Origin of the sequence: Acinetobacter sp. YH12058 (assembly GCF_013419805.1) — a bacterium.
Taxonomy (GTDB): domain Bacteria; phylum Pseudomonadota; class Gammaproteobacteria; order Pseudomonadales; family Moraxellaceae; genus Acinetobacter; species Acinetobacter towneri.
This window is the reverse complement of record NZ_VOZL01000037.1, coordinates 1-8,670: the sequence shown is the minus strand read 5'-3', so window position 1 is coordinate 8,670 and position 8,670 is coordinate 1. Positions and strand designations below refer to the sequence as shown.

The following is an 8,670-nucleotide window of genomic DNA, read 5'->3' as shown; positions in this document are numbered from 1 at the left end:
CAGCGTAATCTTTCGCTTCACCACCAAACTTACGTGCACATACTGTAGCAATCGCAGCTGTTAAAGTTGTTTTACCATGGTCAACGTGACCGATTGTGCCCACGTTAACGTGTGGCTTATTACGTTCAAACTTAGCCTTAGCCATGTTCATCTTCCTCGTTTACGTCGAACACAATGCTGAGTAAAACTCTGCCCCGACATATCGCCTAAAAAACTAGACACCTAATACTTGAAAAGCAGACTAATAAGCCTGCTTTTTGAAAATCTTGTGCGAATAATCGCTAAACTGTATCTGGAGCTCTTATCGAGATTTGAACTCGAGACCTCTCCCTTACCAAGGGAGTGCTCTACCACTGAGCTATAAGAGCGACAAATCCTTCGATGGAGCGGGAGACGAGGATCGAACTCGCGACATGCAGCTTGGAAGGCTGCCGCTCTACCAACTGAGCTACTCCCGCATCTATGTTGGTAATTACCACTTCTATCGAAGTTAATGGTGGTGGGAGAAGGATTCGAACCTTCGAAGCTTACGCGGCAGAGTTACAGTCTGCTCCCTTTGACCGCTCGGGAATCCCACCATTTTCACACTTACTCAGTGTTCGTTCTTTACTTAACAACTCAAACTCCCTAAGATGGTGCCGGCACACGGATTCGAACTGTGGACCTACTGATTACAAGTCAGTTGCTCTACCAACTGAGCTATGCCGGCGTTTCTTAGTGTTTCGTACGTTTCGTATCGGAACGGTGTGCAGTTTAGCAAAACTTGAAATCCGTGCAAGTGTTTTTTTCAAAAAAAACGCTAAAAACTCATAAAATCAATCCATTTGATGATAATTCAACCGCTTTGATCACTGCGCGAGCTTTTATTTGGGTTTCATTCCATTCAGATTCAGGATTTGAGTCCGCAACTAGACCTGCGCCTGCCTGCACATAGACCTTATTTTGACGAATAACACAGGTACGAATCGCAATCGACATGTCCATTTCGCCATGCCAGCCTAAATAACCAACAGCACCACCAAAAACACCACGTTTTACAGGCTCAACTTCATCAATAATTTCCATGGCACGAATTTTTGGTGCACCCGAAAGTGTCCCTGCAGGGAAAGTTGCCTGAAAAACATCCAAAGCATCGACATCGTCACGCACTTCACCTTGCACATTGGACACAATATGCATGACATGCGAATAACGCTCGATCACCATTTGATCAGTCACTTGTACTTTACCAATTTTGGCGATACGCCCGACATCATTACGCCCCAAGTCAATCAGCATTAAGTGTTCGGCAATTTCTTTTTCATCCGACAACAAATCTTGCTCAAGTGCCAAATCTTCTTCTTTGGTTTTACCGCGCGGGCGTGTACCTGCTAAAGGACGCACAGTGGCAATACCATTTTCCAAACGCGATAAAATTTCAGGTGATGAGCCGACAATATGAAACGGCTGATCATCGCCCAAAGTTTTGCCTTGTACCAAGAATAAGTACGGCGATGGGTTGAGATGGCGCAAAGCACGATAAACCTGTAACGGCTCACCATCAAAATCTGACACCATGCGATGTCCAGGCACCACTTGCATAACATCGCCTGCACGAATGTATTCTTTGACGGTATCAATGGTCGCCAAGAATTTTTCTTTGCCTGTAAGCGATTCAAAATGTGGTGGCGTATGTTTTTCTGCTTTTAGACTAATCGGGGTTGCTAAAATTTCTTCTAGTGCATCGAGTTGTTGTTGTGCCTTGTCATAAGCATCTGCCTGCGCTGCATCGGCATGCACAATTAAGAACAAGGTATCTTTTAAGTTATCAAACACGATGACTGTTTTAGACAACATCATCCAAATATCAGGCAAACCGACTGGATCTGCTGCAGGCACGTTTTTTAAACGCGGTTCGATATAACGCACTGCATCGTAACCAAAATAACCCACCAAACCACCTGTAAAGCTTGGCAATTCAGGCAAGTCAGCTTGCGTAGGCACTTTAAATTGCGCTTGAAAATCGCGGATATACTGAAACGGCTGTGCACAAGTTTGTTTTTCGATTGAACCGTCAGCATGTTGGATGGTGAGTTCACCCGCATTACAGGAGAAAACTGTAGATTCACCCAAACCAATAATTGAATAACGTGCCCAGTTTTCACCACCTTCTACAGACTCAAACAAATAGGCTTGTTGATGCTGCTTCAAACGTGCAAATACCGACAATGGAGTTTCGGTATCGGCCAAACGCTGGCGATATACAGGAATGAGGTTGTAGCCTGCTGCTTTAAGTTGTTCAAATTGAGTCAGAGTGGTCATGTGAAGCTCTCTATATTTCGATGTAGCAATGTTTTCGATAAGACGAAGTGAAGGACGGTTGTAGATTGACTAGCGTCGCCATCGAAATATGGGCATTACAGCCTGACTCATATTGATATCCTTTATAGCAATTAGCGTAAAATTATTTGATTTTTGAATCTTAAATATTTAACAATTCAGTTAAATTATCCACAATTTGTTGCGGCTGACAATTGGCAATCGGCTCACCATGATTATAGCCGTAGCTGACCACAATACAATCAATCCCCGCTCGACGCGCGGCTTCAACATCATTAGAAGAATCACCAATCATCAAGACTTGAGACTTCTCCACTTGATAATGTTCAACACAATGCAGCAATTGACGCGGGTGTGGTTTACGCTCTTCAAAACGGTCTCCACCAATCACATCATCAAAATAATTTTGCATGTCTAAGGCTTCGATAATGGCACGTGCAGGTTGTTCTGGTTTATTGGTCACACAAACCAAAGTTTTGTTCTGTGCTTTTGCCCAATCCAAAAACTCAATAATGCCTGCAAAAGGCTGCGTGTCGATACACGGTTCCGCACTATAAATGTCTAAAAAGGTATTCAAGAGCTGTTGATGTTGCTCGGGATGCACAACCCCCATTAAATGCATCAACACGCTATGACAAAAAACAGCAGTTCCCTTCCCCACCCAAGTTCGCACTTGTTCCAGTGTTACCAAAGGCAGTTGCAGTGCATTTAAACTCATGTTCATGGCGCGGTATAAATCTGTCGCAGAATCGACCAAAGTGCCATCTAAATCAAATAAAATGACTTGACGTGTATCAAGCTGAGCAATAGACATTCTTCCCCCTAAATGAACAAAGGCATGCGATCGCATGCCTTGATTGTAAAGCAAAGGCTGCTTATTTAAACAATAGCCAAGCCAAAACTGCCAAAATCACCAAGACAATCAGTGAAATCAAGCCAACAGAAGCATTTTTTTGCTGTTCTTTCTCTTGTTCCACACGAGAAACAGGCTGCTCGACAGACACAGGTGTTGGCTCTGCTGGAACTGCATGAATATCCACGCCTTCTGGAATAGGTGCTGGTTTTGGTACTGCCACGCCTTGCGGCATACCATCACGGTTTAATTGCACAGAACTGTCACGTTGATTCAATTCAGGCATTCCCTGCTCGTTCATTTGCTGTGCAGGTGTTTTTTCTGTTTGTGCTGTGACTTTTTCAGCAGTTTTGGCGACATCTGCCGCATGTTCCAATTCAACCGCAGGCGCAAATACTGAAAACTTTAAGCTGGCAAATTGGACGATATCACCTTCTTTAAGTAAGGTTTCATCGGCAATGCGTAAATCATTTACAAAAGTGCCGTTGGAAGAATTTAAATCTTGCACATACAGCGCTTGTTCTTTAAGTAAAAAAGCCGCATGTTTACGTGAAATTTCTGCCGATTGCAGCACCAAATCTGCACTTTGATGACGCCCCACCAACATATCACGGTCGATACTAATTTCTTGGCCAGTAAATTCACCGCTAATTGCTTGTATTTTCCAAGTCATAAATAACTTCTCTCGTGTGATTTGGCGACATCATAACATGCCCTCAACCACAATCTGCGCAGGATACGATTAAGGTGTAGCGCGAATTGTGGTCGTAGTGACTGTATTTTTAGTTTTGCTGACTTCCTGCTGCGGCAAAACTACGTTTTGGCGCTGTACCGCAGGCTCAATCGCAACAGGGGTGCTCACCACCGTTGCTGTGCGGTTTGCAGACACTGCTGATGGTAAGGTTTGATAAGTTCCTGTTTGCGGCGCAACTCGAGATACAGGCAAACGCTGCTGATAAACATCGCTAACATTCTCAGGCAGTTTAGCAAAGCTACCATCGGCATCCATTGCCAACTGAAGGCTATACAATTGGCTATAACGCTGCTGCGAAATACGGCGAATATCCTGACTATCTCCCACAATGGTTGGGTGAATAAAAATCAATAAATTACGTTTTTGATTAGATTGACCATCGGAACGGAATAAACGCCCCAACCCTGGAATAGCACCCAAACCTGGCACAGCCTGACGACTATAAACCGAGTTATCAGAAATTAAGCCACCTAAGACAATGGTTTGTCCGTGCTCGGCCAAAATAGAAGTTTTAATTGCGCGTTTGCTGGTGACTAAATCCTGCGCCTGACCTTTATTGGCTTTGACATCTGACACTTCTTGTTCAACTTCCAAGCGTAGTGTTCCGCCTTCACCAATATGTGGCACGACTTTTAAAGTAACCCCGACATCTTTACGTTCAATAGTGGTATACGGATTTGCCACACCACCATTGGTAGATAATGAACCTGTTACAAAAGGAACGTTTTCACCAACCACAATATAGGCTTCTTCATTGTCCATGGTCACAATAGATGGCGTAGACAATAAATTGGATTTGGTTTTTTCCTTCAAGGCCTGAATCATCGCACCATATAGCTTGCGTGAACCATCACGACCTTCACGATAATCACCCAACACCAATGACGTACCTGCACCAATCGCACTGCCTGCGCCTGCTGCACCACCAGTTAAATAGCCTGCAGCAACATTTTTTAAACTTGCACCAATATTGTCAAAATTAATTAGACCGATACCGCTGCTTAAATCGCCCAATGCCCACTGCACACCCAATTGGTCGGCATCGGTACCTTCCACTTCTATAATCGCAGCTTCAATCAACACTTGTTGACGACGGGTATCTAGTTGCTGAATGGCCGATTCAATTTCACGCATCAACTGCGGATCGGCTTTGACCACCAAAGCATTTTGCGAGCCATCGGCAATAATACTGACACCATTACCATTAAAACTGGTGATGTTGTTTTGATTGTTGCTATTCGAGCTGCCACCCAAATTAATACTTGGGGTGGAAATAGTCGATGAATTACCTGTGTTGTTATTGGTGCTGCTTAAATTACTAGCACTGTTGTTGTTACTGTTGCTATTTGCATTAGAGCTGCTGCTCACCGCCTGTCCTGAAACCAGACCTTGCAATATTTCTGCTAAATTCTGTGCACTGGCATATTTCAAGCGAAAAACCTTCAAACCACCCAAACGATCTGCCGCAGGCACATCCATCATTTCAATCATTTGACGAATGCGTTTACGTGTTGCGGTATCGCCTTTGATGATAATACGATTGGTACGGTTGTCCGCCACAATACGCACACGCGAACCTTTAACATCTTTCGCTGCCCCTGTCGAACTCATCGACTCAAGCAAGCCAATGACTTCTTCGGCTTGACTGGATTGCAGGCTAATCGCTTCAATGTCATTTTGCCCCGTACCATCTAGGTTACGAATAATGCTTTCTAACTGATAAATGTTACTGGCACGATCAGACACGATTAGAGCATTGGTGCCCCCGACCGCAGACAAATGCGCAAACTGCGGCATGAGCGGACGTAAAGCAGGAATCAGGTCATTGGCATTGGTATTTTCTAGCCAAATCACTCGCGTTACAATTTGGTCACCACGCGCATTTTGACGACCATCATAGGGAATGCCTGAGCTTTTTACATTGCTGTCAGGTACAAGGCGAATGGTATTGCCTGATGGTATTGCCACCACACCATTCACATTCAATACGCCTAAAAACAGGTCATAGACTTCATTTTTATTCAGGGCTTTGTTGGAAATCACCGTGACATTGCCACGCACACGCGGATCGACTGCAAAGTTCTTGCCCGTAATATCGGCCACTTCATTAATAAATGCAGTTAAGTCCGCATCACGTAAATTAATTTTCCAGGTTTGCGCATGACTTGCAGTACTCACCATTGCAACAAGCGGTGCAGCAGCCAGTAATGCCCAAAATGGACGCTCATAATTCAATAAAGCCATAATCTACTGTGTTTCCTAACCCTAAATATGTCTCTGCATGTAGTTACGATGCCGATCCATTTAAAAATTTTGTTGTATGGTCATCACTTGATCACCACGTTTTATTTGTAATTTCACTTGACCTTCACGACGTGCCTGTTCAAGCAATTGTGCATCGCTTTGTCCTTGCCCGACGTTTTGCCCATTTAAAGACAAAATACGGTCACCTGGCTGTAAACCCAGTTTATTTCTTAAAGCGGCTGGCGTACGTGTAGTCACTTCATAACCATTGCCCGTATTTGCTTCAACACCCATCTCTTTTAAGTATTGTTCGCGATCTTCCTGTATGCGCTGCACTGCCTGTCCAATGGCATTATTCGGTTGTGCGGACTGCGTAGGTGCAGTTACAGGAGCTTGATTACCACTTGGAATTAAAGGTGCGATAGGTTGATTTAAACCATTTTCAATACCTTTAAACAATACTTCACGCGTCGCACCACTGCTATGACGTAAAATAACCCGATCCCAGTAGACTTCTGCCAATTGGTACTGACTCAAATCAATCACATCACCCACACGGTAACGCTCTGCCACCTCATTCACTTTAATGACCGCAGAAGAAAACTGACTCGGCTGCCCAACCACTACACCTTGCAAAGTCATATTTAATTGATCATCGGCAGTGTTGCTGCGCCCAAGTTCTTGAAACAATGCAAAGGAGGTAATATTCGGGATTTGTGGTTGCTGTGAACCCAACTCCACCCGATCAATTTGCATGACTTGGGGCGGCGCAACAACCCACCAAAATAAACTCGCCAGTTTCCAACACAGATACAAAATCAAAAAAGCTAAAAATACTGGCGCAGCACGATCAAACTGCTTCCAGTGCAAATTCCCTAATCGTTCAGAGAGTGTACGCATTAGAAACCTCCTTTTAATAGAGGTTGGCGAGTGCTGATCACATAGGTATCTAAGCCCGCTTTGCCTTCATAAGAGGCGATATTCATCAATAAGCGTTGCGTGAGTTGCACATCTAGCATCAAGCTTTGATCAAGCGCAATATTCAGCATTTTTTGTTCACGTTGATCGCGAATATCAAATAACAGTTTGCCATTTTCATCGGACAAACTGCCTTTTAACGCAGGGATATTCATACGGTCTTGGCGCTGAGCAAAACGATACAGCAATTCGCCACCCGCCCACTGCAGTTGTCCTTTGGCTTTGGTGAAGCCTTGCTGTTTTTTAAAATTCAAATGAATGTCTTTGAGTTGAATCGCATTACTTGGCCACTGCCAATCCACAATACTTTTTAAGGTTTCTGGCGCAACTTGCCCATCTAAAGATTGCACCAAGACGCTACCAAAACGATAGCCAACAATGCCTTCGAGTTTAGTATTACCACTGTGTACTTCAACATCGGCAGCGACACGCAATAAAACCAAATCTAAAGGACGTGTATTCCAACTTAAAGAACCACGTAACTGTCCATTGTGCCAATCGGCTTGTCCCTTCCAGATATTGCCACTCACATTATGTAAGGTCTGATTATTTTTATAAAATTTTGAAATTAACCACGCTGCTGGAATTTGTAATAACACAAAAAACAAAGATGCAATGAGGGCGAAAATCCACCACGTGATGTATTTGGGTTTCTTTATCATGCCACCACGACCAACCTTACTAATTTTTCTATGAATGACTTTTTATAACACTCACACATTATGCACACTTTTTCGGCGTCGCCAATTGATACAGATAAAAAAACCAAGCCGTATTGCTTGGTTTTTGAACTCTAAGTCAAATCAATGACAAATTGATGAAGCTTAGATTAGAAAATCTTCAAGTTTTGCGCCTTTTTCTAATTCAGCGACTAACCAGCGTGGTTTTTTACCACGACCAGTCCAAGTATCTGTAGAATTGATTTTGCTACGATAACGTGGCGCTACAGTTTTACGTGGGCTTTTCTTACGCTTGCTTTCGCCAACTTCCAAAATCTGCTCAATGCTTAAACCCAAATTGTCTGCAATCGCTAAAATTTGATTATAGGCATCTTCAATTGCTTGATCTTTTTTCGTGGCAATTAATGCTTCCGCTTCAGCTTGTAAACGCTTTAACTGTTCTACAGACAAATTGCTAATATCAGGCATCATACTTACTCCAAAAACTATGCTTTTTATATTCAGTTATTAAATTAAGCAGATTCATTCTATTTTTATCAAACTGAAGCGTCAATAAAAAATCTACTACTCTACATATAAATAACAGTCGGACATATTATGAACTGATTATTAAGATTTAATCAAGAATATGCTGTACGGTTTTTTCTATTTTATGAATACCCGCGCGTACATTTTCAGGGATTAAGGTTTTTTGCATATTGACGCGATCTACACATAAGCTGTCATTAAAAAGTAAACATGTATTCTTTTCCGAATTGGTTTGATACTCTCTCCACCCATTGCTCTATTTTATCAGCTGTCATGACTTGAAAATCTCGCCAATAATATTTCATCTGCTTCCA

Annotated in this window: 8 protein-coding genes, 4 tRNA genes and 1 pseudogene; all 13 read right to left on the bottom strand. The window is 43.0% G+C overall.

Features of this window, described 5'->3' with window-relative positions:
* A partial coding sequence (locus FTU09_RS13245; protein WP_257218308.1) for a GTP-binding protein occupies nucleotides 1-145 on the bottom strand: 145 nt, incomplete at its 3' end.
* 148 nt (nucleotides 146-293) lie between these two features.
* Nucleotides 294-368 (bottom strand) — tRNA-Thr (locus FTU09_RS13240).
* Between the two features lie 14 nt (nucleotides 369-382).
* A tRNA-Gly gene (locus tag FTU09_RS13235) sits at nucleotides 383-458 on the bottom strand.
* A gap of 36 nt (nucleotides 459-494) precedes the next feature.
* Nucleotides 495-578 (bottom strand) — tRNA-Tyr (locus FTU09_RS13230).
* Between the two features lie 55 nt (nucleotides 579-633).
* Nucleotides 634-709 (bottom strand) — tRNA-Thr (locus FTU09_RS13225).
* A 98-nt stretch (nucleotides 710-807) separates the two neighbouring features.
* A complete protein-coding gene (gene trpE / locus FTU09_RS13220) occupies nucleotides 808-2,301 on the bottom strand; it encodes an anthranilate synthase component I (protein WP_104852931.1) in 1,494 nt (497 codons plus the stop codon).
* 160 nt (nucleotides 2,302-2,461) lie between these two features.
* A complete protein-coding gene (locus FTU09_RS13215; RefSeq protein ID WP_167845713.1) occupies nucleotides 2,462-3,133 on the bottom strand; it encodes a phosphoglycolate phosphatase in 672 nt (223 codons plus the stop codon).
* Between the two features lie 61 nt (nucleotides 3,134-3,194).
* Nucleotides 3,195-3,845, bottom strand: coding sequence for an FHA domain-containing protein (locus FTU09_RS13210; protein WP_167845712.1), 651 nt, complete (start codon nucleotides 3,843-3,845; stop codon nucleotides 3,195-3,197).
* 69 nt (nucleotides 3,846-3,914) lie between these two features.
* Nucleotides 3,915-6,170, bottom strand: a complete 2,256-nt coding sequence (gene gspD, locus FTU09_RS13205; RefSeq protein ID WP_131260972.1) for a type II secretion system secretin GspD — start codon at nucleotides 6,168-6,170, stop codon at nucleotides 3,915-3,917.
* A gap of 60 nt (nucleotides 6,171-6,230) precedes the next feature.
* Nucleotides 6,231-7,070 carry a type II secretion system protein N gene (locus tag FTU09_RS13200; RefSeq protein WP_180080528.1) on the bottom strand — a complete coding sequence of 280 codons (840 nt, stop codon included), beginning with the start codon at nucleotides 7,068-7,070 and terminating at the stop codon, nucleotides 6,231-6,233.
* Nucleotides 7,070-7,810, bottom strand: coding sequence for a type II secretion system protein N (gene gspN, locus FTU09_RS13195; protein WP_131260974.1), 741 nt, complete (start codon nucleotides 7,808-7,810; stop codon nucleotides 7,070-7,072). The genes FTU09_RS13200 and gspN overlap by 1 nt, the downstream gene beginning before the upstream one ends.
* 162 nt (nucleotides 7,811-7,972) lie before the next feature.
* Complete coding sequence (locus tag FTU09_RS13190) at nucleotides 7,973-8,299, bottom strand: H-NS family nucleoid-associated regulatory protein (protein ID WP_004975751.1); 327 nt, start codon at nucleotides 8,297-8,299, stop codon at nucleotides 7,973-7,975.
* 254 nt (nucleotides 8,300-8,553) lie between these two features.
* Nucleotides 8,554-8,670: pseudogene (locus tag FTU09_RS13185) on the bottom strand (transposase); the annotation flags it as partial.